This is a genomic window from Streptomyces sp. NPDC001108, from assembly GCF_053598535.1.
Map to the genome: position 1 here is coordinate 40,371 of NZ_JBSFKL010000011.1, position 23,665 is coordinate 64,035.

General features: G+C 71.0%; 22 protein-coding genes. 8 read left to right on the top strand and 14 right to left on the bottom strand.

The genetic code is table 11. From position 1 onward, the window contains the following. Positions 1-164: 164 nt before the first annotated feature. A complete protein-coding gene (locus ACWC97_RS23590; protein WP_450651410.1) occupies positions 165-1,514 on the top strand; it encodes a protein kinase domain-containing protein in 1,350 nt (449 codons plus the stop codon). A gap of 26 nt (positions 1,515-1,540) precedes the next feature. Here the strand turns inward: ACWC97_RS23590 and ACWC97_RS23595 are convergent, their stop codons facing one another. From ACWC97_RS23595 to ACWC97_RS23605, 3 genes are all read right to left on the bottom strand, one after another. Beyond that, positions 1,541-2,332, bottom strand: a complete 792-nt coding sequence (locus tag ACWC97_RS23595; protein ID WP_450651412.1) for a hypothetical protein — start codon at positions 2,330-2,332, stop codon at positions 1,541-1,543. A gap of 201 nt (positions 2,333-2,533) precedes the next feature. Then, a complete protein-coding gene (locus ACWC97_RS23600; RefSeq protein WP_450651414.1) occupies positions 2,534-2,797 on the bottom strand; it encodes a DUF397 domain-containing protein in 264 nt (87 codons plus the stop codon). Beyond that, complete coding sequence (locus ACWC97_RS23605) at positions 2,794-3,621, bottom strand: helix-turn-helix domain-containing protein (protein ID WP_450651416.1); 828 nt, start codon at positions 3,619-3,621, stop codon at positions 2,794-2,796. The genes ACWC97_RS23600 and ACWC97_RS23605 overlap by 4 nt, the downstream gene beginning before the upstream one ends. A gap of 111 nt (positions 3,622-3,732) precedes the next feature. Here ACWC97_RS23605 and ACWC97_RS23610 point away from each other — a divergent pair, with 111 nt between their 5' ends. Continuing rightward, positions 3,733-4,167 (top strand): ATP-binding protein, encoded by a 435-nt coding sequence (locus ACWC97_RS23610; RefSeq protein ID WP_450651418.1) that lies wholly within the window; start codon positions 3,733-3,735, stop codon positions 4,165-4,167. A 158-nt stretch (positions 4,168-4,325) separates the two neighbouring features. On the opposite strand, the gene ACWC97_RS23615 is transcribed toward ACWC97_RS23610, so the two are convergent. Continuing rightward, positions 4,326-4,940, bottom strand: coding sequence for a TetR/AcrR family transcriptional regulator (locus ACWC97_RS23615; protein ID WP_450651419.1), 615 nt, complete (start codon positions 4,938-4,940; stop codon positions 4,326-4,328). 105 nt (positions 4,941-5,045) lie between these two features. Between ACWC97_RS23615 and ACWC97_RS23620 the strand changes: the two genes are divergently transcribed. Then, complete coding sequence (locus tag ACWC97_RS23620; RefSeq protein ID WP_450651421.1) at positions 5,046-5,927, top strand: SDR family oxidoreductase; 882 nt, start codon at positions 5,046-5,048, stop codon at positions 5,925-5,927. A 127-nt stretch (positions 5,928-6,054) separates the two neighbouring features. Further along, entirely contained in the window at positions 6,055-6,630 is a 576-nt protein-coding gene (locus ACWC97_RS23625; protein ID WP_450651423.1) for a hypothetical protein, read from the top strand. A gap of 39 nt (positions 6,631-6,669) precedes the next feature. Here ACWC97_RS23625 and ACWC97_RS23630 read toward each other — a convergent pair whose 3' ends face one another. After that, positions 6,670-7,287 carry a DUF5701 family protein gene (locus tag ACWC97_RS23630; protein ID WP_450651544.1) on the bottom strand — a complete coding sequence of 206 codons (618 nt, stop codon included), beginning with the start codon at positions 7,285-7,287 and terminating at the stop codon, positions 6,670-6,672. A gap of 308 nt (positions 7,288-7,595) precedes the next feature. Between ACWC97_RS23630 and ACWC97_RS23635 the strand changes: the two genes are divergently transcribed. Continuing rightward, on the top strand, positions 7,596-8,468 hold the full coding sequence (locus ACWC97_RS23635; RefSeq protein ID WP_385211811.1) for an MBL fold metallo-hydrolase: 873 nt from the start codon (positions 7,596-7,598) through the stop codon (positions 8,466-8,468). 60 nt (positions 8,469-8,528) lie between these two features. Here the strand turns inward: ACWC97_RS23635 and ACWC97_RS23640 are convergent, their stop codons facing one another. Beyond that, positions 8,529-9,743, bottom strand: coding sequence for a glycosyltransferase (locus ACWC97_RS23640; RefSeq protein WP_450651425.1), 1,215 nt, complete (start codon positions 9,741-9,743; stop codon positions 8,529-8,531). Further along, the gene (locus ACWC97_RS23645) at positions 9,740-10,540 is read right to left on the bottom strand and encodes a MerR family transcriptional regulator (RefSeq protein WP_450651427.1); all 801 of its coding nucleotides are present in this window, start codon (positions 10,538-10,540) and stop codon (positions 9,740-9,742) included. The genes ACWC97_RS23640 and ACWC97_RS23645 overlap by 4 nt, the downstream gene beginning before the upstream one ends. A 226-nt stretch (positions 10,541-10,766) precedes the next feature. On the opposite strand from ACWC97_RS23645, the gene ACWC97_RS23650 reads away from it, so the two are divergent. The 3 genes from ACWC97_RS23650 to ACWC97_RS23660 all read left to right on the top strand — a co-directional run bounded on the left by ACWC97_RS23650 (position 10,767) and on the right by ACWC97_RS23660 (position 16,752). Continuing rightward, a complete protein-coding gene (locus tag ACWC97_RS23650; RefSeq protein ID WP_450651429.1) occupies positions 10,767-14,651 on the top strand; it encodes an endo-alpha-N-acetylgalactosaminidase family protein in 3,885 nt (1,294 codons plus the stop codon). 251 nt (positions 14,652-14,902) lie between these two features. Beyond that, positions 14,903-16,486: an acyl-CoA carboxylase subunit beta gene (locus ACWC97_RS23655; protein ID WP_352276243.1), complete on the top strand. Its 1,584-nt coding sequence runs from the start codon at positions 14,903-14,905 to the stop codon at positions 16,484-16,486. Positions 16,487-16,545: 59 nt separating this feature from the next. Next, the gene (locus ACWC97_RS23660; RefSeq protein ID WP_352276245.1) at positions 16,546-16,752 is read left to right on the top strand and encodes an acyl-CoA carboxylase subunit epsilon; all 207 of its coding nucleotides are present in this window, start codon (positions 16,546-16,548) and stop codon (positions 16,750-16,752) included. 90 nt (positions 16,753-16,842) lie between these two features. Here the strand turns inward: ACWC97_RS23660 and ACWC97_RS23665 are convergent, their stop codons facing one another. The 7 genes from ACWC97_RS23665 to ACWC97_RS23695 all read right to left on the bottom strand — a co-directional run bounded on the left by ACWC97_RS23665 (position 16,843) and on the right by ACWC97_RS23695 (position 23,658). After that, on the bottom strand, positions 16,843-17,424 hold the full coding sequence (locus ACWC97_RS23665) for a GTP-binding protein (RefSeq protein ID WP_014048542.1): 582 nt from the start codon (positions 17,422-17,424) through the stop codon (positions 16,843-16,845). After that, positions 17,405-18,010: a DUF742 domain-containing protein gene (locus ACWC97_RS23670; RefSeq protein WP_352276247.1), complete on the bottom strand. Its 606-nt coding sequence runs from the start codon at positions 18,008-18,010 to the stop codon at positions 17,405-17,407. Before ACWC97_RS23670 ends, ACWC97_RS23665 begins: the two co-directional genes overlap by 20 nt. Positions 18,011-18,099: 89 nt before the next feature. Next, the gene (locus ACWC97_RS23675) at positions 18,100-18,513 is read right to left on the bottom strand and encodes a roadblock/LC7 domain-containing protein (RefSeq protein WP_006127847.1); all 414 of its coding nucleotides are present in this window, start codon (positions 18,511-18,513) and stop codon (positions 18,100-18,102) included. A gap of 10 nt (positions 18,514-18,523) precedes the next feature. Next, positions 18,524-21,793, bottom strand: coding sequence for a nitrate- and nitrite sensing domain-containing protein (locus tag ACWC97_RS23680; RefSeq protein ID WP_450651433.1), 3,270 nt, complete (start codon positions 21,791-21,793; stop codon positions 18,524-18,526). Between the two features lie 348 nt (positions 21,794-22,141). Continuing rightward, positions 22,142-22,723 carry a GTP-binding protein gene (locus ACWC97_RS23685; protein ID WP_072487286.1) on the bottom strand — a complete coding sequence of 194 codons (582 nt, stop codon included), beginning with the start codon at positions 22,721-22,723 and terminating at the stop codon, positions 22,142-22,144. Then, positions 22,704-23,111 carry a DUF742 domain-containing protein gene (locus ACWC97_RS23690; RefSeq protein WP_352276250.1) on the bottom strand — a complete coding sequence of 136 codons (408 nt, stop codon included), beginning with the start codon at positions 23,109-23,111 and terminating at the stop codon, positions 22,704-22,706. The genes ACWC97_RS23685 and ACWC97_RS23690 overlap by 20 nt, the downstream gene beginning before the upstream one ends. Before the next feature lie 133 nt (positions 23,112-23,244). Continuing rightward, a complete protein-coding gene (locus ACWC97_RS23695) occupies positions 23,245-23,658 on the bottom strand; it encodes a roadblock/LC7 domain-containing protein (RefSeq protein WP_259934900.1) in 414 nt (137 codons plus the stop codon). Between the last annotated feature and the right edge of the window lie 7 nt (positions 23,659-23,665).

Consider the following 23,665-nt stretch of genomic DNA (forward strand, 5'->3'; position numbering starts at 1 on the left):
CGATCCCGCCGTCAAGACTTATGACTGAGAGCGCTCTCAAGCGGGTGAACTTTTCACATCTCCAAGTCATCCGTGGAGCGGCGTGTGTCACCCGACCCGCTCGGTTCGAACGGATGTGGGTGATCCGTACCGCCGGTCCACTCCGACCTGCGAGCATCTGCGGAATGAGAGAGCTGCTGCCCGCCGACCCCCGGAAGGTCGGCCCGTACCGGCTGCTGGCGCGGCTGGGCGCCGGTGGAATGGGCGAGGTGTTCCTCGGGCGCTCGCCCGGTGGGCGGACCGTCGCGGTGAAGGTCGTACGCCGACCGCTCGCCGAGGACGTGCACTTCCGGCGGCGGTTCGGCCGTGAGGTGGCCGCCGCCCGCCGCGTCGGGGGCTTCTACACCGCGCAGGTCGTCGACGCGGACACCGAGGCCGACCAGCCGTGGCTGGTCACGTCCTACATCCCCGGCCCGTCGCTCCGCGAGGCGGTCACCGAATGCGGCCCCTTCTCGGCGCAGGCGGTCGCGGCGCTCGGCGCGGGCCTCGCCGAGGGGCTGAACGCGATCCACGCCTGCGGAGTGGTCCACCGCGACCTCAAGCCCGGCAACGTGCTCCTCGCCGACGACGGGCCGCGCGTCATCGACTTCGGCATCGCCCGCGCCCTGGACGAGACGTCCGAGCTCACCCGGTCCGGCACGATCGGCACCCCCGCCTACATGTCCCCCGAGCAGGTCCGGGGCGAGGAGGCCGGCCCGGCCAGCGACGTCTTCTGCCTGGCGGCCGTGCTGGCCTACGCCGCCACCGGGGAAGCCCCGTTCGGGGGCGGCCGCAAGGAGGCGGTGATGTACCGCGTCGTCCACGGCGAGCCGGACCTCTCGGCCGTACCGGCGGACCTCCGCCCGCTCGTCGCGGCCGCCCTCGCCAAGGCGCCCGGCGACCGGCCCGGCGTCGGCGAGGTCCTCGAACGCTGCGCCGCCCTGGCCGGACCGGACGGCCTCCGCCTCCCGGACGCGGTGGCCGGGATGGTCGACGAGCGGACGGTGCGGACGATGCGAGCGGTCCGTACGGCACCCACGCTACGGGCGGACGCGCCCCCCACCCGCGAGCCGTCCCCGCCACCCGTCCCCGCACCGGCCCCCGTGCCGGGACCGGCGCCGCGACCCGGCCCGGCGGCCTTCCCGGACCGGGCCGCGCCCCGCAAGCCGTTGCAGGTGAGGGCCACCGCGCAGGAGTCCGCGCGGGGGTATACCTCCGTGGCCCTGCCCCGGCAGCTCTCGATGCCGGGGCCGTCGACGCGGCTGAGGATCGTGCGCTGGCGCACCTGGGTGGGCGGCGAGGTCGCGGCGGACGAGCCGCTCTTCGACGTCGTCTGGCCCGGGGGAGAGGTCGTGATCACCGCCCCGGTCGGCGGCACGCTCCTCACCATCCACCTGGGCAACGACGCCACGGCCCGGGTCGGCGCCGTCGTCGCGGCGATCGGCGAGCGCGGGACGAAGGCCCCGCCCGGGGCATGGAGAGTCGGACAGCCGTAGAGAAACGGGGGCGTGAGGCGGGCCGTCTACCGCACGGCCACGTAGTCCCCGGCCGACGACTTCGCCCCGGAGGTGGAGTTCCCGTAGTACGTCCACCGCCAGGTCCCGGGCACGGTGGCCTTCACCGTGGTCTTGAGCCCACCGGTCCTGCTCGACGTCGACTTCTTCACCGTCGTGTACGAGGAGGCGCCGGCCGCCTTGAACTGGAGGCTGACCGTTCGGCCCGCGTATCCCTGGTAGGTGTGGGTGTCCCAGTTCGCCCGGGTGACCCGCCCGGTCACGGTGATCGTCCTCCCCTTCGCGACCGGCTCCGGCGAGGCGTTGACGGTGACGCGGGTGGCCCGCTTGAGCTGCAACGGAAGGTTCTTGTCGTCGACGTCCAGGCCGTCATGGGGGAGGAAGACGCGAGCGGCGGTCCGCCAGGTACCGGCGTCCTCGTTCCCGAAGTCGACGAACCGGGGGTCGATGTACAGCCACTCCTCGAAGTCGCAGATCCCCTTGGCGCGGTCCACCACCTTGCAGTCGCTGCCGATGATCATGCTGTGCATGGTGTCCATGTTGCTGAGCTTGCCCCGGTAGGGAAACACCATCGGCCCGGAGTCGTACTTCAGCGTGGTCGTCATCCGGAAGGTCGCATGCACCTCGACCTCTTCCTTGACTCCGACCACGATCGGCTTCCCGCCGTTCACCGAGACCCGGGAGAAGGCGACCCCGCCCTCCGCCGCTCCGGCGGGCACTGCCGTCACCGAGGTGAACACGGCCACCGCACCTCCGGCCAGCGCCGCTCTCCACATCGCTCTGCTCAAGGCCCTGTTCATCGTCGAGCCCGCTCCTTCCCCTGCGCCGGAGGCATGCCCTCGCGGCTGACTAGGAGACGGGGGAGGGGTGTGGGGGGTTGTACGTGGGGCGGCAAGGATCCGATCGCCGGAGCGCGGCCAGGCAGGCGGGTGGCATGCCGAGGGCCTCGGGCCCGTGCAGGGGGCCGAGGCCGCTGGTTCTTCGGGTGGTGCCGGGAGTCGTCAGATCGTGGCGTTGAGGAAGGCGGTCCAGGCGGCCGGAGGGACGGTCAGGACGGGGCCTTCGGTGACCTTGGAGTCACGGATGTGGACGGCGGCGGGGTGCGCGGACACCTCCACGCAGGCGCCGCCCTGGCTGCCGCTGTAGCTGGACTTGCGCCAGTCGTAGGCGATCTCCACGCAGTTGCCGCCCTGGGGGCCGCTGTAGCTCGACTTGAACCAGGCAAGAGTGGCGGAGCGGGGAGCCGGGTGTGCTGCGAGGGTCATGTCTCTCCAAGCATTTCGTCCATGAGACGGGCGCTCGCGTCGACGGAGAGCGCCTGCGAACGCAGCATCCCACACTTCTGCAGAAGCACACTGACCTGATCAGGGTCCTCGTGCAAGTAGCTGGTGAGCTGGCCCTCGACATAGGCCAGATGGTCGTGCTCGGGGGTCTCCAGCAGGATCATCGGGCCGTCGAGCGCCGCGTGCTTCGGAAGCTCTATCGGCATGATCTGGAGGCTCAGGAAGGGGAGTTCCATGAGCCGACGCAGATGGCGGATCTGGTTCCGCATCATGGCGGGGTCGCCGAGCCGGCTGCGGAGAACGCTCTCCTCCAGGATGAAGTGGAGGATGGGGCGCGGCTTGCGTTCGAGGAGCCGCTGCCGGTCCATCCGGGCCGCCACCCAGCTCTCCCGCTCGTCCTCGTCCAGGGGCGGGTACTGGCACTCGAAGACGAAGCGGGCGTACTCCTCGGTCTGGAGCAGCCCCGGCACCACCTGGTTCTCGTACCAGATCAGCGTCAGCGCATCCTGCTCGTAGTCCAGGAAATCGTGGATGAAGACCGGCAAACGGTCCCTGCTCGGCATCGACTGCGCCAGGGTCTGGAACGTCCTCTTCGTGCCGAGGAACTTGTCGAGCACGACCGCCAGGTCCATCTGGAGCGGCCGACGCCCCTGCTCGACCGACGAGAGCGTGTCCACGCTCACGCCGCACATTCCGGCCAGAGTCACCTGCGTCAGATTGAGATCGTTGCGGTGATCGGCCACCAGGTTGCCGATCATGGTCCAGGTGGTGAGCTGCTTGCTCTTCCGTGGCTTTGGTGTATGCATGAACTCCCTCTCCCCGTACGAAACCCCGATTGATCAGTCAGAGGTCGTACAGATGAGATGTACGACCTTGCGCACTGCTCAACACCAGTGACTTTGTGTGATGTTGGCGGGGTGAACGAGGCTACCCAACTCCCCCACTTCCGCGAGGCGTTCCACCGGAGGGAACGCCGATCCGTGCCGCTCGTAAGGCAGTTCGTACGCGATGCGCTGCTCGACTGGGAGTGCGAGGAGCGCGCCGACGATGTGTTGCTCTGCGTGAGCGAACTGGTCACCAACGCCCTGCTGCACGGGGTTCCACCCGGCCGGGGCTACCGACTCCAGCTCCGCCTGGACCCGGCCGACGGCATCCTGCGCGCCGAGGTCCACGACAGCGGCGACAAGGAGGTCACGCTCCCCGACTCCTGGGCGCCCTCCGACGCGGAGTCGGGGCGCGGGCTGCTCCTGGTCGCGGCACTCGCCGACAAGTGGGGCGTGGGGGAGCGGAACCCGGGCAAGGTGGTCTGGTGCGAGTTCGCGGTACGCGCACCGGACCGGGTGCCGGTGTAGCCCCCGGCCGCTTCGGGACCGGTCCGCCGGGGCCGGTCCTTCCGGGAGGACGGCCGGAATGCGCCGGAGACACGCCGTAGGCACCTGTCCGGCCATCGCCGTGGCCGGACTTCGTTCCTTGTCCGCGGCGCCTCCCCGGGTGACCGACGTGCAGATGGTCAAGGGTTCTGGTCGCGGTCCTGTTCCGCCTTTGTGCTCCGGCTCGGCGCCTGGGCCAGCATGCCGTCCATGGTCAGTGCCACGAGCCGGTCCGCCTGCTCGGGGGGCATGTGATCGCGGGTCCAGGCGGCGGCGTTCATCAGGGCGAAGATGTCGGCGCCGGTCACGTCCCGGCGGAGGGTCCCGGCTGCCCGGGCGCCGGCGATCAACTGATCACTAATCTCCGTCATGCGCACACAAGAGGCATGGAGTTCGGACTCCTCATCACCCAGGCCGTCGGCCAGTACGGCGGCCAGCCCCTGGTAGGCGGCGGCGTGCTCGACCACCGCGTACACCCACCGGATGAGCGCTTGCGTGGGCGGGGAGTCGGTGAGCAGTTCCTTCCCGTGCTCGAAAAGTGCCTGATTGCGTTCGCGCAGCAGTGAGCAGACGAGGGCGCGGCGGGTGGGGAAATGACCGTACAGCGTGCCGATCGCGACGCCGGCCCGCCGGGCGATGCTCTCCAGCGCCGCGTCCGTGCCCTCTTGGCGGAAGACCGCGTCGGCCTCTGCCAGGAGACGATCGCGATTGCGCCGAGCGTCGGCACGCGGTCGGCGGCGCGGGGGCTCGGTCATCTTCTTCACTCCTTGCTCATTCGAGGGCGCCTCAGGTTAACTCATCTCGAGGGCCCCTCAGGTTAGTTGCTCCGGGGGCCGCCGTACCCGTTCGAGGGGGACTTCGTGATCTTGGTGACGGGAGCCACCGGCTCCATCGGCAGGTCCTTGGTGCGCCAGTTGCGTCAAGCCGGTGTTGCGTTTCGTGCGCTGGTCCGTGACGAAAGCAGGGGGCGGGTGCTGGGGTGCGATTTCGTCGTCGGCGACTTCGACGACCCGAACTCGATTGCCGCAGCACTCGACGGCGTGGACCAGTTGTTCCTCAACAGTGCCGGCGCCCAGCCGCTGGACGGGGAGCAGCCGATGGTCCGTCAGCAGAAGACGGTGATCGACGCAGCGCGCCGGGCCGGCGTCACACACGTGGTGAAAGTGTCGGTCTGGCACGCTCGGCAGGCGGCGAAGCTCTCCCAGGGCGCGCACTGGGAGATCGAGGAGTACCTGAAGGCGTCTGGCCTTGCCTGGTCGCTGCTGCAGCCCGCCGGCTTCATGCAGAACTTCATCGCGCCGGAAGCATTCACGCGTGAGGGAAGCCTGATCAGCAGCTACGGCAGCACCCCCGTCGCCCACATCGACTGCCACGATGTCGCTGCCTGCGCGGCCGACCTGCTGGCAGGGTCGCTGGGCGAGGAGAAGACTTTCGTCCTCACCGGCCCGGAGGCGCTCACCGATGCCGAGATCGCCCACAAGATTTCGTCCGCGCTGGGTCGGACCGTGGGGCGCGCGGAACTGCCCCCTGATTCGCTGGCCGCCGCCATGAGGTCCCAGGGCCTGCCGCGCTGGTTTGCCCAGGATCTCGCCTTCCTGGTCAAGGAAGTCGCCTCCGGATCCCAGGCCGAGACCACGACCACGGTCCGCGACATCACCGGTCGGCCAGCTCGCACGTTCGACGACTTCCTGGCAGCCAACCTGCAGTCCTTGCGGGCCGTCGCTGTTCCACCGACACCCTGAGTGCCCCGACCCAGCGATTCCGGACGCAACTCGTGTCCTGCGTGTTCCGGTCGGCCTCCTCCCCGGTCCGCCGCCCCTGCGGAGAAGTGCCGCGACGGATCCCTGCTGGTCATGCCAGTGTGAGGGCATGACAAGGACCGGGATAACGGACGTGTTCGCGACGGGACGCCGGGGCGGGAGCCTCTACGCGTACCGGGTGCGGGGGCGCGGGCGCGGTGCCGTGGTTCTGTGGGTCGGTGGGCGGGGCGACGAGCCCGACCGGGTGCTCACGCTGCCGGAAGCGGGCCGTCTGCACGTGCCGGTGTTCGCGACGGTTCGGCAGGCGGGGATGTACGCGCGCCGACGAGGCCGGGAACTCGTCACCCCTGAGGCCGACACGTTGGAACTCTCCCGCGTCCAGCACTGGCTGGAGGATCCGGTGCGCCGGAAGGTCCCGTCGGGCGCGCTGCTGGAGGCTTGGAACTTCTTCGACGATCTGGCCCGGGGGCTCGACGCGGTCCATCGGCTGCCGCGGCGGGGACCGGTGCGGAACAGCGCGTACATGAAGCTGTTCGAGGGCGAGTGCGCCGCGTGGACCACTGGTGAACGGCGCGCGGTACTGGAATTGACCAGGGCCGGGACGGAGCTGTGGAACTCCTGCCCGGTGATCGCCCGTCCCCGCTCCGGGACCGTCCCGGGGCGAGAGGCCGCGGGCGCCCCATGACAGGGGAGCCCGCACGCCTCCACGCCCCGGTGCCCCGGCCTACTGGCGGCCGGTCGCGGAGGCGAAGCCGAGCCAGGTGTGCCGGTTGCCCGCCCAGCACCAGCCGACCTTCGGGGCGTTGCGGCGCTCGCGGCCGTCCCGCCCGGTGCCGTTGCTGATCCAGATCGCCGGAGTACGGGCGTCCAGGGCTCCGTTCGCCTTGCGCAGCCGGGAGCCGATCGTCATGAAGCAGTGATTGCGCTCCAGGGCGGCGGGCTGTTGCAGCACCCAGTGGATGCCCTCGGTGTGCGTCAGCGGGGTGCGGGCCCGTTCGGTGAGGGCGGGCAGGGCCTCGTCCGGGCTCCAGTCGGCCATCTCGTCGCCCCGGTCGACGCCGGTGACGAGATAGAGCGGCGCGTCGGGCAGGACGACCGTGTCGATCGGGGTGAAGAGGTCGACGTCGGCCATGTCGACGACCACGAACCCCGGCTTGTCGTCGCGGCGGAGCAGCGGCGCGAGGGCGGAAGCGGGGGCCCGGTCCGGGTGGACGGCGAGCAGGGCGCCCTCGGCGGCCGGGTCCGCCGCACCGGCCTCGGCGAAGGCGCGCAGCTCGGCGGCGGACAGCCCGGCGATCCCGGGCACCCCCAGCTCGATCAGGCGCTCGGCCTGCGCGCCCAGATCCGGAAGCTCGGTGCGGAACGCGGAAGTGGCGGCGGAGGTGGCGGAGGTGGTGGCGGAGGTGGTGGCTACGGCTTCGGACACGATGCTCCCCGGGGTGGCGACGTGGACGGCCCAGGGTGAACGGGGCGGCCCGCCGGAATGTTCCCGTTCCCGGCTCCGAAGCCGTTTCCTTCCGTGGGGTGCGGCGCGCCCGACCCGGATGCGCCCTTCCACGCGCGGGCGGGCGTCGGCTATGCCTGGGTCCGGAGGTCCGGCCGGGCCTCGGTACGGGGACCCGAGCACGTGGACATGCGAGGAGCACCGCCGTGGACGACTGGTACGTGGACGAGCGCTGCACCAACTGCGACGTCGCCCGACAGTTCGCGCCCGAACTGTTCGTGGAGGAGGACCTGCGGTCGAAGGTGGTGCGCCAGCCGGAGAACGAGGAGGAGGCACGGCGCTTGCACGCGGCCGCCTTCGCCTGCCACACCCGCTCGATCCGGCCCGGCTCCCGGAAGCTGGACCCGGTGCTCGATCCGTTCCCGATGGCGCTCGACGACGGCGTACTGATCTGCGGCCACAACTCCACGCACACCGCCGGGGCCAACGCGTACCTGCTCCGGCGGCCCTCCGGTACGTCGATGATGATCGACACCCCGCGCTGGAGCCCCGCCCTCGCGGACCGGTACGCGGCGGTCGCCGGGCCCGTCACCGACGTACTGCTGACCCACCGCGACCACGCCGCGCACGGGCGGCGCTACGCCGACCACTACGGGGCCCGGCTCTGGATCCACGAGGGCGACCTGGACGCCGCGCCGGACGCGGACCAGGTGATCCGGGGGCTCGACCCGGTGGAGGTCGCCGAGGGCGTCACCGTCCATCCGCTGCCCGGCCACACCGAGGGCAGCGTGCTCTACCTCGCCGACGACCGGTACTGCTTCAGCGGCGACAGCTTCCACTGGTCGCGCACCACCCGGGACCTGGAAGTCGTGGCCCCGGTGACCTGGTACTCCATCGAGGAACAGGCCGCCTCCCTGGCCCGGACGGCGGGGAAGCTGACCTTCGAATGGGTGCTGCCCGGCCACGGCGACCGCAAGCGGCTGGACGCCGAGGAGATGTCCCGGCGGCTGCTCGCCCTCACCGAACGCGCGGCGCTGCTGCGGCCCGAGCCGGTCGACTTCACGGCCGTCCGCTGGTGACGTGGCGACGGCCGTACGGGCCCGGGTTCCGGTGGGACCGGGCCCGGCGGACGGGCGGTGTCATCCACCGGTCAGCCGCTCGACGGCCCTGAGCGTCCGGCCCGCCCCGTCCTCGGCCGCCAGCCGTTTCGCCGCCTCCTCGGCGGCCCGGCCGTGTGCCCGCCGGCCCACGGCCCGGCCGAGCGAGTCGGCGAGGCGTTCGACGGTGAGGGACCGGAAGGGGATCGGGTCGGGGGCGGCGCCGAGTGCGGCGAGCCGCCCCGCCCAGAACGGCTGGTCCGCGGTGACCGGCACGGTGACCGCGGGCACCCCGGCCCGTAGCGCGGCGGCCGAGGTGCCGGCCCCGCCGTGGTGGACCACCGCGGCCAGCCGCGGGAACAACAGGGCGTGCGGCACGTGCCCGATGGTGAGCACGTCGTCCCCGTCGGCGGCGAGCCCGGCGCTGCCGGCCTGGAGGATTCCCCGCAGCCCGGCCCGGCGCAGGGCCCGCACGGCGATCCCGCTCAGCCGTTCCCCGTCGCCGGACGCCATGCTCCCGAAGCCGATGAGGACGGGCCGGTCCCCGGCGGACAGGAAGTCCTCGACCTCGGCGGGGAGCCGTGCGGCCGGGTCGTGGTGGGGCCACCAGTTGCCGACGACCTCCAGGCCGGGGCGCCAGTCGGAGGGGCGGGGCACCAGGGTGGGGCTGAAGCCGTGAAGGACGGGCCAGTTGTCCCGTTCCCGCCGTCGACGCGTCCCGGCGGCGGAGGCCGGGGGCAGGTCGAGGCGGTGGCGCAGCTTCGCGACCGCCTCTTCGTGGACGCGGTCGGCCATCCGCAGGGCGAAGCGCCCGGCCGCCCGGTTGCCGAGACGTCCCAGCGGGCGGGCGCCCGGCACGAGCGGGGGGAAGTCGCCGGTCGGCGCGGTGGGCTGGAGGTACACACCGACGCCCGGTATGCCCAGGGCCTCGGTGAGGTGCCAGCCGAGCGGGGCCGTGGTGGCCGACAGCAGGAGCAGGTCCGTGCCGTCGTCCACCGCGTCGGCGAAGCCCTGGCCCAGTTCGGCGAGGAACGCGGCGGCGGCGCGCATCAGCGCGCGGTTGCCGGTGCCCCCGCCCCGCATCCGCGCGTCGGCGGGCAGTCGGCGGAACTCCAGCCCCGCGTCGCGCACGAGGGGCGCGAAGGCGTCCGTGGCGGCGAGGGCGACCTCGTGCCCGTCCCGGCGCAGCGCGGCGCCGAGGCCCGTGTAGGGCGCGACGTCGCCGTGCGATCCGGCCGTGGCGATCAGGATTCTCATGGGTGTTCCTCGGGTTCGGGGCCGCCATCCGCGTGGCGGGCCGCGTTGGCGTGGACCGCCCGGCACAGGTACGCGGCCAGACCAGGGCGTTGCTGGGACGGCGGTACGACCAGGGCGAACGCGCGCGGATCGGCGACGAAGTCGTCCGCGATGCGCACATGCATGGCGGGCGGGCAGGCGGTGAACCAGCGCGCGATGTGCAGGCGGTGCTCCTCGGCGAGCTCCATGGCCCGCCCGCCGTCGCCCGGCTCCCCGTCGTCGAAGGCCGCGAGCAGTTCCGCGCGCCAGGCGGCGGCCTCCTCCATGAGCCGGCGCCAGTCCTCCTTCGTGTGCGCGGCGGCGCGCGCCATCGCCCCGCGCCGCCCCTCCGATCCCGCCCACTTCAGCTCGGCCTCGGTGGCGTAACTCAGGTCGAAGGCGACCTCGCCGAAGACCTCGAACCGTTCCTGAGGGGTCAGGGACACCCCGGTCCGCTGGACCTCTATCGCCCGTTCCGCCACCTCGGCCAGCCGTTGCAGCCTGGCGATCTCCTCGGTCAGCTGCCGCTGCCGGTCCCGGAGCCGCTCCAGGGCGTTCACCTGCGGATCCTCGAGGATCGTGGCTATCTCGTCGAGGGGGAAGCCGAGCTCCCGGTAGAAGAGGATCTGCTGGAGACGGACCAGGTCGGCCTCACCGTAGAGCCGGTATCCGGCGCGGCTGCGGTCACTGGGCGAGAGCAGCCCCGCCTTGTCGTAGTGGTGCAGCGTCCGCACCGTCACCCCGGCGAAGGCCGAGACCTGTCCCACGGAGTACCCCATCCACCTGCCCTTTCGTCGGAACCCAGCCTCAAGCCTGACGTAGGGGGAGGGTCAACCCGCGCTCCGGCGGACAGAGGAGCTGTCCCCGTCGGCAGTGGTGCGGCGGCGCGTCAGAACCCTTGCGCACAAGCCCACTTGGACTTACGCAACGCGGTTGTTGGACTGCCGCGTCCGGAGTCGTCGCAGGTCGTTGACGGTGTCCCGGAGTGGGGACTACGCAGTGCACATGTCGTCTCCAAGATTCACTTCGGCGGGTGCCGCAGCCGCCGCCACAGCCGTCGTCCTGGCCCTGGCGGGGGCGGCGCTCCCCGCCTCGGCCGCCGTCCCCGCGTCCGGTCCGTCCGCCGCGACCGCGCCGTCCGTGCCCGCCGACGCCCCCGTCATCCGGTCCGCGCAGCTCGCGGTCGCCGTGGCCGAGGACTTCCCCCGGGTCCTCGCGTACACCGACCGGGCCGGCGGCGGGCGGCTGTTCGGCAGCACGCGCCCGGTCACCTCCGTGACCCTCAACGGCACCGCGTACCCGGTGACACTGAAGGGCGCCCCCCGGATCACCGCCTCGGCCGCCCGCTACACCCTGACCTTCACCGGACTGCCCGGCGTCGAGATCGACGCCTCGCTCTCGGTCGCCGGACGCGCCACCACCTTCAAGGTCACGGCCGTCCGCGACACCGGGGCGTTCCGCGTCTCCACCATCGACATACCCGGCCACGACCTGGTCTCCGTCGGCTCCACCGACCCCGGCGCCGCGACCGCCTTCACCACCCTCGACAACGACTCGACGCGGACCGCCGACGTCTTCGGCAAGGTCACCGCCGCCACCCCGGCCGACAAGGCCCCGGCCGGTGCCACGTACGCCCTCGTCAACACCTCCACGCTCGCCGCCGCCGTCGAGTCCAACTCCTCCTACGACAAGCCCTCCGGCGCCACCAACGGCGACGACGCCCGGTTCTGGCACCAGGCCCGCACCGCCGACGACGGCGGCGTCCGGGTCGGCGTCTGGTCCGGCCAGTGGACCTACCGGGGCGACGGGGCGTCCGAGCCGGAGAGCGGCGACGACCTCCCCTGGGCCAAGGTCGTCGTCACCCCCGACGCCAACGGCGACAAGGCCGTGGACTGGCAGGACGGGGCCGTCGCCTTCCGCTCCATCGGCGTGACGGCGCCCGGCAGCGCATCCACCCCCGACCGGGTCGTCACCCACATCCCGTTCAACTTCGCCAGCCAGGCGACCCACCCCTTCCTGCGCACCCTCGACGACGTCAAGCGGGTCTCCCTCGCCACCGACGGCCTTGGCCAGCTCGCCGTCCTCAAGGGGTACGCCTCCGAGGGCCACGACTCCGCCCACCCCGACTACGGCGGCGACTACAACAAGCGCGCCGGCGGGCTCAAGGACCTCAACACCCTGCTCAAGGACGGCAAGAAGTGGGGCGCCACCTTCGGCGTCCACGTCAACGCCACCGAGGCGTACCCCGAGGCCAGGGAGTTCGACGAGAAGCTCGTCGACAGGACCAAGCCCGGCTGGAACTGGCTCGGCCAGAGCTACTACATCGACCAGCGCCGCGACATCAACAGCGGCGACCTCGCCCGGCGCTTCCAGCAACTCCGCGACGAGACCGACCGCAACCTGGACTTCCTCTACATTGACGTCTACTACACGCACGGCTGGATCGCCGACAAGACGCTCAGGGCCGTCCAGAAGCAGGGCTGGAACGTCGGCAGCGAGTGGTCCGACAAGTTCGAACGCGGCACCCTCTGGTCGCACTGGGCCAACGACCTCGACTACGGCGGCGCCACCAACAAGGGCCTCAACTCGAAGATCATCCGCTTCATCCGCAACGGCGAGCGGGACACCTGGAACAACGACCCGGTCCTCGGCCAGACCGCCATCGCCGAGTTCGAGGGCTGGACCGGCGAGACCGACTGGAACGCCTTCTACGACAACATCTGGCAGCGCAACCTGCCCGCCAAGTACCTCCAGCAGCAGCGCATCACCCGCTGGGACGGCAACGACATCACCCTCACCGGCGGCGTCCGGGGCACCGTCGAGGACGGGAAGCGGACCTTCTACGACCACGGCCGCAAGGTCCTCAGCGGCACCGACTACCTGCTGCCCTGGGACGGCGGGAAGAAGTTGTACCACTACAACAAGTCCGGCGGGACCACCACCTGGTCCGTCCCGTCGAACGGCACGTACACCGTCTACGCGCTCACCGACAACGGCCGGGTGAAATCCGGCACCGTCAAGCCCGTCGACGGGAAGGTCACCCTGACCGCGAAGGCCGGACAGCCCTACGTCCTCTACCCCCGGCAGGCGCCCAAGGCCGCCGACCCGAAGTGGGGCGAGGGCACCCCGGTCGCCGACCCCGGCTTCAACGACAAGGCGCTCACCGCCTGGACGAGGACCGGCACCGTCGGCCGCGACACCGACAGCCGGGGCCGCAACAGCGCCGCCCTCACCGGCAGCGCCCCCGCCGCCCTCGCGCAGCGCGTCGACGGGCTCGTCCCCGGCAAGCGCTACACCGCCTCCGCGCTCATCGAGGTGCAGCCCGGGAAGACCCGGCACACCACGCTCTCGATCGGCGGGAAGTCCGTCGCCGTGGACCGCTCCACCGTGAAGGACCAGGTCGCCGCCTCCGACTGGCACGGCAGCTATTTCCAGCGCGCCAAGGTCAACTTCACCGCACCCGCCACCGGCCGCGCCACTCTGCGCATCGAGGCGGCCGGCGGCAGCGCGGCGACCGTACGGGCCGACGACGTCCGGATCGTCGCCAACGCCCCGAAGACCGCGCCGGGCACCGTCGTCCACGAGGACTTCGAGGACGTCGACCAGGGCTGGGGCCCCTTCCTCAAGGGCGACGCGGGCGGCTCCACCGACCCCCGCACCGTCATCTCCCAGCTGCACGCCCCGTACACCCAGGCCGGGTGGAACGGAAAGCTGGTCGACGACGTGATCGGCGGCAAGGAGTCCCTCAAGTCCCACGAGGAGAACGCCGGGCTCGTCTACCGCACCGCCCCGTGGACCGTGCCCATGACCGACGGGCACCGATACAAGATCGCGTACGACTACCAGTCCAGCCACGCCGGCGCCTACGAGTGGGTCGACGGCTACGACCGGATCACCGCGGACGGCAAGCCCGACTCCGTCGAGACCCGGACCACCCCGATCGGGCAGCAGCGCACCACCGGCCGCTTCACCGAGACCCTCACCGCGGGCTGCGGCGACACCTGGACCGGGCTGCGCAAGCGCGGCGACGCCCCGGACGGGGCCGACTTCGTCCTCGACTCCTTCACCGTGACCGACCTCGGCCCGGCCCCCGACTCCGAGCGGGCCGCCTGCGGCACCCTCACCGTCGACCCCGGCGCCGAGACCCTCGAACCGGGCCGGGCCAACACCGTCGAGGCGTCCTTCACCAACCACGAGGCGACCGCCGCCACCGGCGTCGAGCTCGCCCTGACCGTCCCCGAGGGCTGGACGGCCGAACCCTCCGGCCCGGTCTCCTTCGACTCCGTCGCGGCCGGAGCCAGGGCCACCGGCACCTGGCGGGTCACCCCGCCCGCGGACGCCGAGTACCGGACGTACGAGCTGGCCGCCTCGGTTGGGTACGCGGTCGGCGGCGCCCGGCGCACGCTCGGCGCACAGACCGCCGTTCGCACCCTGCCCCCGCCGCCCACCACCGACAGCTGGGCCGGCGACCTGGACTGGACGGCGGCCGAGAACGGCTGGGGCCCGGTCGAGCGGAACCTCTCCAACGGCGAGACCGGCGCCGGTGACGGCACCCCGCTCACCATCGGCGGCACCGTCTACGCCAAGGGGCTGGGCACCCACGCCCCGGCGAAGATCCGCTACTACCTCGGCGGGAACTGCACCTCCTTCACCGCCCGGGTGGGGGTGGACGACGTACAGAAGAGTGCCGGGAGCGTACAGTTCTCCGTCCTGGCCGACGGCGCCGAGAAGGTGAGGTCGCCGGTGCTCAGGGCGGCCGACAGCGCCTGGACGCTGGAGGCCGACGTCACCGGGGCCGGCTACGTCGACCTGGTCGTCGGCGACGGCGGCGACGGCAACGGGAACGACCACGCGGACTGGGGCGACGCCCGCTTCCACTGCGCCCGCTGAGCGACCGGGCGGGGGGTCCGCACCACGGTCCGAAGGTGCGGACCCCCCAACCGGAGCACACCCCGGGGCTGACGGCGGACGCCACCCCACTGCCCCCGCGCTTTGTCGGACCCGCACAAAGAAGGACCTGTACTGGCTGGTAGTTCGCCTGCACGTCGTCCGGGCTATGTGGACCCTCGCCAGGAATCGGGGCAGGAGACTGTACGGAGTCGACGGCAGGATTTACTTGCCGGGGTTCGTAGGGTCGGTACATGACCGTTGTGGACGAAACCCCGGGTGAGCCGAGCGACACCCGTGGCCGGGTGGCCGAACTGCTGGCACTGCGTGAGCAGGCCCGGCGCGGACCGAGTGACCGGGCGACCGAGGCGCAGCACGCCAAGGGTAAGCTGACCGCGCGCGAGCGCATCGCACTGCTCCTGGACGAGGGTTCGTTCAAGGAGGTCGAGCAGCTGCGCCGGCACCGGGCGACCGGCTTCGGCCTGGAGGCGAAGAAGCCGTACACGGACGGTGTGGTCACCGGCTGGGGAACGGTCGAGGGCCGGACGGTCTTCGTGTACGCGCACGACTTCCGGATCTTCGGCGGTGCGCTGGGCGAGGCCCACGCCACGAAGATCCACAAGATCATGGACATGGCCATCGCGGCGGGTGCCCCGCTGGTCTCGCTGAACGACGGCGCCGGCGCCCGTATCCAGGAGGGCGTCAGCGCGCTCGCCGGCTACGGCGGGATCTTCCAGCGCAACACGAGGGCCTCGGGCGTCATCCCGCAGATCAGCGTGATGCTCGGCCCGTGCGCGGGCGGCGCGGCCTACAGCCCCGCCCTGACCGACTTCGTGTTCATGGTCCGCGAGACCTCGCAGATGTTCATCACCGGCCCGGACGTCGTCAAGGCGGTCACCGGCGAGGAGATCACCCAGAACGGGCTCGGCGGCGCCGACGTCCACGCGGAGACCTCGGGCGTCGCGCACTTCGCGTACGACGACGAGGAGACCTGCATCGCCGAGGTCCGCTACCTCCTGTCGATGCTCCCGCAGAACAACCGCGAGAACCCGCCCGTCGTCCCCTCCGAGGACCCGGCGGACCGGCGCGGCGACGTCCTGCTGGACCTGGTCCCGGCCGACGGCAACCGCCCGTACGACATGCACAAGGTCATCGAGGAGCTCGTCGACGACGGCGACTACCTGGAGGTCCACGAACGCTGGGCGCGCAACATCGTCTGCGCCCTGGCCCGCCTCGACGGCCAGGTCGTCGGCATCGTCGCCAACCAGCCGCAGTCGCTGGCCGGCGTCCTGGACATCGAGGCCTCCGAGAAGGCGGCCCGCTTCGTCCAGATGTGTGACGCCTTCAACATCCCCATCATCACTCTTTTGGACGTACCCGGCTTCCTGCCCGGCGTCGACCAGGAGCACGGTGGAATCATTCGGCACGGTGCGAAGCTCCTCTACGCGTACTGCAACGCCACGGTGCCGAGGATCTCGCTGATCCTGCGCAAGGCGTACGGCGGTGCGTACATCGTCATGGACAGCCAGTCCATCGGTGCCGACCTCACCTACGCCTGGCCCACCAACGAGATCGCGGTGATGGGCGCCGAGGGCGCCGCCAACGTCATCTTCCGCCGGCAGATCGCCGAGGCGGAGGACCCGGAAGCCATGCGCAAGCGCATGGTCAAGGAGTACAAGGCGGAACTCATGCATCCGTACTACGCGGCCGAACGCGGACTGGTCGACGACGTCATCGACCCCGCCGAGACCCGCGAGGTCCTGATCGCCTCGCTCGCCATGCTCCGCAACAAGCACGCCGACCTGCCGTCCCGCAAGCACGGCAACCCCCCGCAGTAGGCCGCCGCCGCACCCCGCGCGACCACCTGCTGCCCCTGCCGAGAAGACGGAGAGACCACATGAGCACTGCCGCCGATTCCGTGCTGCGAGTCGAGAAGGGGCTCGCCGAGCCCGAGGAGCTGGCCGCGATAACCGCGGTCCTGCTCGCCCGCGCCGCCGCCCGCCCCGTCGAGCCCGCCGCCGCCCACCGGGGCCGCAACACCGCCGTGTGGCGCCGCCTGGAGCGCACGCCGGGCTTCCGCGCCCCGCACTCCTGGCAGCACTGACCCGAGCGCGCGCAGCGCATACGGAAGGGCCCGCATCCCCTCGGGGGTGCGGGCCCTTCCGTATGGTGTCTTTCCCCGTCGGTGGATCCGCTAGCGGAGCCGTGCCATGAGCGCGTGCTCGACGAGCGTGATCAGCGCGCTCTTGGCGTCCGCGCGGTGGCGGGCGTCCGTCGTCAGGATCGGCGTGTCCGGGCCGATCTGAAGGGCCTCGCGGACTTCGTCGGGGGTGTAGGGCTGGTGTCCGTCGAAGCCGTTGAGGGCGATGACGAAGGGGAGTCCGCTGTTCTCGAAGTAGTCGACGGCGGGGAAGCAGTCGGCGAGGCGGCGGGTGTCGACGAGGACGACGGCGCCGATGGCGCCGCGGACGAGGTCGTCCCACATGAACCAGAAGCGGTCCTGCCCGGGTGTACCGAAGAGGTACAGGATCAGGTCCTGGTCCAGGGTGATACGGCCGAAGTCCATCGCGACCGTGGTGGTCGTCTTGTCCCCGGTGTGCGTCAGGTCGTCGATGCCCGCCGAGGCGGACGTCATCACGGCTTCGGTACGCAGCGGATTGATCTCCGAGACGGCACCGACGAACGTGGTCTTACCCACGCCGAAGCCCCCTGCCACCACGATCTTCGCCGAGGTAGTGGAGCGGGCTGCTCCGCCGCTAGAGCTTGCGAAGTCCACTGAGCACCCTTTCGAGCAGTGTCACATCTGGCTGGCCGCCGGCGGACTCGTCGCCGCCGGGCTGATGGATAGCGACGAGTCCGGCCTCGGCCAGGTCGGCGACGAGGATCCGGGCAACGCCGAGGGGTATCGAGAGCAGCGCCGAAATCTCGGCGACCGACTTGATCTCGAAGCACAGCCGGCAGATCCGCTGGTGCTCGGGCAACTGCCCGTGCAGCCGGGACGGATCGGCCGTGGTACTGACCAACGCCTCAATGGCGAGTTGGTAGCGCGGGCGGGTCCGGCCGCCGGTCATGGCGTACGGACGAACCAGCGGGTTGTGCGCCGACGGCGCGGCGGGCTCGGGACTCCGCCCCGGCGCCGCCGGCTGGACGCGGGGCGCCCGGGGTGCGTCGTAGTGGTGCGGACGCTGTACGGACCAGCCGGCATCCTCCGGGGCGCCCTGCTGCCCCTGCTGGTGGAGCCGGAAAGGAGGCCGGGCATCCGGTCCGCCGGGAGTGGAGGGGAAGTCGAACCGGTTGTCCCCGTGCTCACCCGGTACCCGTCGGCCACCGTCGTACGGGTGCCCTTCCTGGGGTGCGTCCACGATTCCTCCTCCGACTACCGGTCCCGATCCCAGCGGGTCCGCGCCACCGCACCTTATGGCCCAGTGGCGCGAAACGCACTGTCTGTCTATTAGTTAAGAAGACTTCCCTGGAGCTCGGCGCGGAGGTCCGGAGTGAGGACACTGCCCGCGCGGTCGACGAGAAGAGCCATTTCGTACCCGACCAGACCGATATCGGCGTCCGGATGTGCGAGAACGGCAAGGGAGGAACCATCGGAAATGGACATGATGAAGAGGAAGCCGCGCTCCATCTCCACAACCGTCTGATTCACGGCGCCGCCCTCGAAGATGCGGGAGGCGCCCGCGGTCAGCGAGGTCAGCCCGGAGGCGACGGCGGCGAGCTGGTCGGCGCGGTCACGGGGGAATCCTTCGGACATGGCCAGCAGGAGTCCGTCGGCGGAGACCACCACCGTGTGCGACACCCCGGGGGTGTTGTCCACGAAGTTGGTGATCAACCAGTTCAGATTCTGCGCCGCCTGGCTCATCGGGCTCACACTAACGCTCCTGGTCGTAGGTATTACTGTCGTCCGAACCCGCGCTGCGTCCCCGGAGTACGCCCCGCCGCAGGTTGCTCAACCTGCCGCGGATGTCCTCGGGGGCGCGGGAAACCTGAGGGCCGTCCTGCACGGTCTGCTCCGCCGTGCCTTCGACCAGATTGGCCTTGGGCACCCGCCGGGGAAGACCGGACGGGGTGATCCCGCCCGCCTTCGGCTCCCGGAGCTGCTCGGCCCGCTCCCAGCGCTCGTCGTTGGCCGAGTGCCAGTCGTCGGAGCCGTTTCCGTCCTGCTGCGCGGGCGACGGCTGCTGCGGCAACTCCTGCTGCTGCTGCGGCGGCTGCTGCGCGGCGGCGGGCCGGCTGTTGCCCCGGCCGGTGGGCTGCCAGTGCTGCTGGCCACCCCGGCGCGGCAGACCGGCTTCGGTGAGCTCGTGGCCGGAGTTGGGCGTGGGCCCCGAACGGTCGAAGCCTACGCGTTCCTGCGGCTCGGCGGGGGCAGACGGGACGGATGGTTCCGCTTCCGCCGGGGCCGATGGCTCGTACCCGTCCTGGTAGCCGCCCTGATCCGGCCATTCGCCCTGCTGGGGGCCGGAACCGAACTGCCCGTCGTAACCGGTGCCCGGAAGTTCCGCGGCCGGACGGCCCGACTCCGCGGGGACGGCGGCCGGACCGGTGCCGTACGCGGCGTAGCCGCTCCCGTACGGGGCCTGTCCGTACTGCTGCTGTTCCTGCCCGTACTGCTCCCGGCCGAACTGCTCCTGCCCGTACCGGCCCTGGCCGTACTGCTCCGGCTGCTGCGGGTGGCCGTCGTATCCGGCCCCGGCGTACGGGTCCCCGGCGTACGGCTGCGCGCCCTCGGCGGCGTACGGCTGCTGGTCCTGCGCGGCGTAGGGCTGCTGGTCCCCGTACGGCTGCTGCGGGGCGAACCGCTCGTACTCGCCGGAGACCTGCGCCCCCAGCGCCGCCCGGCGCTCCTCGCGGATCAGCGAACGGCCCACCGGGTCCAGCGTCGTGCCCGCCGGGGACTGCTCGTAGCGGGAGTCGTCGAAGCCCAGCTCCGCCGCGGTGCGCTGGTGCGCCTGGGGCTGCTGTTCGAGGCCCTGCTGCTCCGGGATGATCGAGGAGACGGTGAAGTCGTCGCCCCCGGCCTGAGGTTCGCCCCCGCCGCCGTGGGTGATCGCCTCCGGCAGCATGACCAGCGAGGTGGTCCCGGCCTGCTCGCCCGAGGGACGGAGCTGGACCCGGATGCCGTGCCGGTCGGCCAGGCGGCCGACCACGAACAGGCCCATCCGCTGCGACACCGAGGCGTCCACGGTCGGCGGGTTGGCCAGCCGGTGGTTGATGTCGGCGAAGTCCTCCGGGGTGAGACCGATGCCCTTGTCGTGGATCTCGATCATCATGCGGCCGTCGGGCAGCCTGGTCGCGTTCACCCGCACCTTGGTCTGCGGGGAGGAGAACGTGGTGGCGTTCTCCAGCAGCTCGGCCAGCAGGTGCACCAGGTCGGTGACCGCCTGGCCGTGGATCTCGGTCTCGGAGATGCCGGACAGCTCGATGCGGTCGTAGGACTCCACCTCGGAGGCGGCCGCGCGGACCACGTCGACCAGCGGCACCGGCTGGTTCCAGCGGCTGCCGGGCTCCTCGCCCGCGAGGACGAGGAGGTTCTCGCCGTTGCGGCGCATGCGGGTGGCGAGGTGGTCGAGCTTGAAGAGCGAGGCCAGCTGGTCCGGGTCGGCCTCGTTGTTCTCCAGGTCGGTGATGAGGGTCAGCTGGCCCTCGATCAGCGACTGGTTGCGGCGCGACAGGTTGGTGAAGATCGCGTTGACGTTGCCCCGGAGCATGGCCTGCTCGGCGGCGAGCCGGACCGCCTCGCGGTGCACCTGGTCGAAGGCGCGGGCGACCTCGCCGATCTCGTCCCGGCTGTGGATCGGGATCGGCTGGACCCGGGTGTCGACCCGGCCCGGCTCGGTCCGGGAGAGCTGGTCGACCAGCATCGGCAGCCGCTGCTCGGCGATGCCGAACGCGGCCGTACGCAGCCGGCGCATCGAACGGCTCATCTGGCGGGCCATGAGACCGGCCAGCACGAACGCGGCCAGCAGGGCGACGATCACCACGCCGGCGTTGACGAAGGCGTCGGTCCGGGCGCGGGAGGAGATGTCCGCTGCCTCCTTCACCGCCTTGTCGACGAGCTCGTTCTCGACCGTGGTGTAGCCGTCGAACTTGGCGGTGGCGGCGGCCATCCAGCTCTCCGGGGTGATCCCCTTCGCGGCCAGCTTCCCGGTCGACCTGCCCTGGGAGATCTGTTCGGCCATGCCGTCGAAGACCGAGCCGTCGATGCTGGGCGGCGCCACGAACGGCACCCCGGTGGCCGCGGCCTGCTCCTTGGCCTTCTTCAGCTTGGCGTCGCTCTCCTCGGCCTTGGCGGACAGCACCTGCTTCAGCCGGGCCGCGTCCTCCTCCGTGGCGCCGGAGGTGAACTCGCCGAGGGCCACCTTCTCCAGGTAGTTGTACGAACCGAACGCCTTGACCTGGGCGTCGAACGTGGCGCGCTGCTGGCTCGGACGGACCAGCAGATGCATGCCGATGGAGCGCTGAAGCGATTCTGCGGCCTTGGCCAGCTCCAGCGCGTAGACCGAACGGCCGTAGCTGGTGATGTTGCCGGTGCCCAGCCCCAGCTCGTTGCTGAACTCCATCAGCGAGTGCTGGACCTTGACGTAGCCCTCTTCGGTCTTCACCGGGTCCAGGGCCTCGGCGAAGGCGGCCTTGCGCAGCTCGGGGAGGGTGGGCTCCTCCAGCCGGAAGAGCCTCAGGCGCCGCTCCAGGCCCTTCGTCCTCGGCATGTCCTTGACGGCTTCGTTGAACTTGCCCGCCGCGTTGTCCGTCGTGGTCCGGACCTCGGTGATGACGGCGGCGTCCCGCTTGTTCGACAGCAGCGGCTGGGCGGAGAGGTCGCGCTCGTTGAGCAGGGCCTGGCCGTACTCGGCGGCGGCGCGCACGACCAGCGCCGTCTTCTCCGCGTTCTCGGCCTCGTGCCAGGTGTCGATCGACCCCTTCACCTGGAAACCGCCCATGACCAGGCCGACCAGGACGGGGATCAGGAGGATCGCGTTCAGCCGGGTGGGCACCCGCCAGTTGCGCGGGGACAGCCTCGTGGAACCGCCCGGGGGCGGTTCGGCGTCCGACGCATCGACGGACGACGCCGCGGCGCGCGACGGAGGGGTGAAATTGCCCCGCTCCCGCTGCGCCGTGGAGCCCGCGTTGCTTCGCCTCACTCGACCAACAACCTCTCGGCGTCGGCACCTACGCTGTGCCGTGTTTCGTTCAGGGCCGTATTACTTGGAAGTTCGTCGAATTCCAGCATGGGGACGGGTCGCGTTCCAAACAGTCGGAACCTGTCATTCCGAGTGGCGCAGACCTCAGATAAATAGGGCATAAGGAATGAGCCCCACCAAAAGGCAGGGCTCGGGTGAGCGCTGTGACACCGAACGGATGCGTCGGGTGTCGACCGCGGGGCAATTCTCTGTCGAAACGTTATCAATCACGGGGGTGGAGCGTGTCAAAGGACACAGTCCACCCCCGCCCGACTACGGCAACTACCGTACGGAAATACCGACTTGTGCCTACTTGAGCCGTGCCATGAGCGCGTGCTCGACGAGCGTGATCAGACCGCTCTTGGCGTCCGCGCGGTGGCGGGCGTCCGTCGTGATGATCGGGGTGTCGGGACCGATCTGGAGCGCCTCGCGGACTTCGTCGGGGGTGTAGGGCTGGTGTCCGTCGAAGCCGTTGAGGGCGATGACGAAGGGGAGTCCGCTGTTCTCGAAGTAGTCGACGGCGGGGAAGCAGTCGGCGAGGCGGCGGGTGTCGACGAGGACGACGGCGCCGATGGCGCCGCGGACGAGGTCGTCCCACATGAACCAGAAGCGGTCCTGACCGGGCGTACCGAAGAGGTACAGGATCAGGTCCTGGTCGAGCGTGATACGGCCGAAGTCCATCGCGACCGTGGTGGTCGTCTTGCCACCGGTGTGCGTCAGGTCGTCGATGCCCGCGGACGCGGAGGTCATCACGGCCTCCGTGCGCAACGGGTTGATCTCCGAGACGGCACCGACGAACGTGGTCTTACCCACGCCGAAGCCCCCTGCCACCACGATCTTCGCCGAGGTGGTGGCCCGGGCAGCGCCGCCGCTAGAGCTTGCGAAGTCCACTGAGCACCCTTTCGAGCAGTGTCACATCCGGCGCGCCGCCGGCCTCTCCATTGCCCGGCTGGTGGATGGCCACCATGCCGGCTTCCGCCAGGTCCGCGACGAGGATCCGGGCCACACCGAGCGGCATCGACAGCAGCGCCGAGACCTCGGCCACCGACTTGACCTCGCGGCAGAGGTGGCAGATCCGCTGGTGCTCGGGGAGCAGCGTCGCCATGTGCGCGGGGTCGGCCGTGGTGGAGACCAGTGCCTCTATGGCGAGCTGGTAGCGCGGCCGGGTCCGGCCACCGGTCATGGCGTACGGGCGGACCAGTGGCTGGTCGCCTTCACCGTCGTACGACGCGTGATGCAGTGCGCCGTACGGATCGGGTGAGGCGGGTGGCGGGGTCATGAATCCTCCGGGCGTGACAGCAGTGCGTCGGCGTGCCGTCGGGTGGGGCCGGTGGGGGGCTCTGCACGGCCTGACGGGCGAGGGTTGAGGGCGTTACCTGGGGCAATCGAGTCTGTCGTCGATCCAAGGACGCCTAGTGAAGCAGGCTCCCCTGGAGTTCGGCACGGAGGTCGGGGGTGAGAACACTGCCCGCGCGGTCGACCAGCAGGGCCATCTCGTACCCGACCAGACCTATGTCGGCGTCCGGGTGGGCGAGAACGGCCAGGGAGGAACCGTCCGAGATGGACATCAGGAAGAGGAACCCGCGCTCCATCTCCACCACCGTCTGGCTCACGGCGCCGCCCTCGAAGATGCGGGAGGCGCCCGCGGTCAGCGAGGTCAGCCCGGAGGCGACGGCGGCGAGCTGGTCGGCGCGGTCACGGGGGAATCCTTCGGACATGGCCAGCAGGAGTCCGTCGGCGGAGACCACCACCGTGTGCGACACCCCGGGGGTGTTGTCCACGAAGTTGGTGATCAACCAGTTCAGATTCTGCGCGGCCTGACTCATCGGGCTC